This window comes from Arthrobacter sp., from assembly GCF_031179385.1.
GTDB lineage: Bacteria > Actinomycetota > Actinomycetes > Actinomycetales > Micrococcaceae > Arthrobacter_D.
In genome coordinates this window covers 1-1,794 of record NZ_JAPSHV010000227.1, presented here as the reverse complement: position 1 = coordinate 1,794, position 1,794 = coordinate 1, and the positions used below count along the sequence as shown (strand labels likewise).

The window sequence follows — 1,794 nt, the reverse complement described above, 5'->3', positions numbered from 1 at the left end:
GTGACGGGGGAGGAAGAGTGGGTACCGGCTCTGCCCGTCAATGCCTATGACCCCACGGGCGCAGGAGATTGCTTCGGCGCTGCCTTCATCACGGGCGACCTTGCCGGCTGGCCGCTGGCGGACCGGCTGGCGTTCGCAAACCTCTGCGCCTCACTCTCGGTTCAGGAGGTGGGAGGATCCCTGGCCGCTCCCGGCTGGGGCGACATCGCCGACTGGTGGCGGCGGATGAGTGCAGAGCGCGACGGCGTCCGGAAGCAATGGCTCCGGCGCTACGCTTTCCTCGAGGACATTGTGGCGAATGTCCCGCCCGGAGCGGTTCGGAGGGCGACCGCCACCATAGCCACGCAGTCGGACGCCTGAGTGCGTCTGCAGGGCCCGCTCAGACCGACCGCCAATCATCACTGGTGATGTGCGAACCGGCCTGCGGTCCCATCTGCAGCATGCCGCCGTCGACCACCCAGGATGCTCCGGTGACGTAACTCGCCGCGGGGGAGGCGAGGAACGCAATCACGGCGGCGACTTCACGCGCATCGCCAGGCCGTCCCAGCGGTACGCCAGGTCGGCGGATCCGGTGGGGATCCTCGTCCTCGTTACCCGTCATCGGGGTTGCAATCTCCCCGGGCAGGACGGCGTTGGCAGTGATGCCGCGGTCTCCAAGTTCCAGGGCAATGGTCCGGATGAGGCCCCCCAGTCCATGCTTGGACGCGTCATAGGCTGCAGCACCCACGCGGGGCTGCTCCTGGTGGACACTCGTCACCGCAATGATGCGTCCACCATTTCCGGCGCTGGCCATGCGCTGTGCGGCCCGCTGGATGCAGACGAACGCGCCGTCCAGGTCAGCTGCAACCGTCCCGCGCCAGGTGTCCCAATCCAGGTCGAGGAAGGGCGTTCCGTCGCCGGTGCCCGCGTTGTTGACGAAGACGTCCACGCCGCCGAGCTCGTCCGCCAGCCGGTCGATGACGTCCCCGCAGGCGGGTGTGTCCGTGGTGTCGAGCTGCGCCACGGCGGCTTTGTTTCCGGCTTCCCGAACCAACCGCGCGGTTTCCTCGGCTCCTTCCTGATCCGAGTGCCAGGTGATGCCGACGTCGCACCCTGCCTCTGCGAGCGCGACCGCGGTGGCGCGTCCAATGCCCGAATCGGAGCCCGTGACTATTGCTGTTTTCGGTGAGAATGTCATGTTCCATCGTGTCGTCGTCGGGAAGCTGAGCGCAAGGGCGCCTGTACTGCTGAGCGGGCCGATTCCTGACCGACCGTTCATAGCTGACAGAATGGGCCTGTGAGTTTTTCAGCGGGACCCGTGCCGGAACGGCGAGTGGACATCGACCTCGCCGCGGTGCGGCACAACGTTCGGCATATCGCCGAGATCGCCAGCCCGGCGCGGGTCATGGCCGTCGTGAAGGCTGATGCTTACGGGCACGGTGCTGTCCCCATAGCGAAGGCGGCGCTGGAAGCGGGCGCGACCTGGCTCGGTGTGGCGCATATCGCCGAAGCTGTCGAACTCCGCCGGGCCGGTATCGAAGCACCGATCCTCGCGTGGCTGCACACCGAGACGAGCGACTTCGCCGCGGCCATCGAGCTGGACGTGGACCTTGGTATCTCCGGCTGGGAACTGGCGCACGTGGTAGCCGAGGCCAGGCGGCTGGAGCGCCCTGCCCGCGTACACCTGAAGATTGACACCGGGCTCGGCCGCAACGGGTGCCCTCCGGAGCACTGGGAGGCACTGCTGGGCCGCGCGCTCGAACATCAGGAACACGGGCTGCTGCGGGTCGTGGGCGTCTTCTCCCATCTTGCCGT

General features: G+C 67.5%; 3 protein-coding genes. 2 read left to right on the top strand and 1 reads right to left on the bottom strand.

The annotated features are described in order from the left end of the window. Positions 1 to 360: PfkB family carbohydrate kinase (locus RIF85_RS15845; protein ID WP_309072859.1), on the top strand; the 360-nt coding region annotated here is incomplete at its 5' end. 19 nt (positions 361 to 379) lie between these two features. On the opposite strand, the gene RIF85_RS15840 is transcribed toward RIF85_RS15845, so the two are convergent. Then, complete coding sequence (locus RIF85_RS15840) at positions 380 to 1,177, bottom strand: SDR family oxidoreductase (RefSeq protein ID WP_309072858.1); 798 nt, start codon at positions 1,175 to 1,177, stop codon at positions 380 to 382. Between the two features lie 99 nt (positions 1,178 to 1,276). On the opposite strand from RIF85_RS15840, the gene RIF85_RS15835 reads away from it, so the two are divergent. Continuing rightward, the coding region (locus tag RIF85_RS15835; protein ID WP_309072857.1) for an alanine racemase at positions 1,277 to 1,794 on the top strand (518 nt) is incomplete at its 3' end.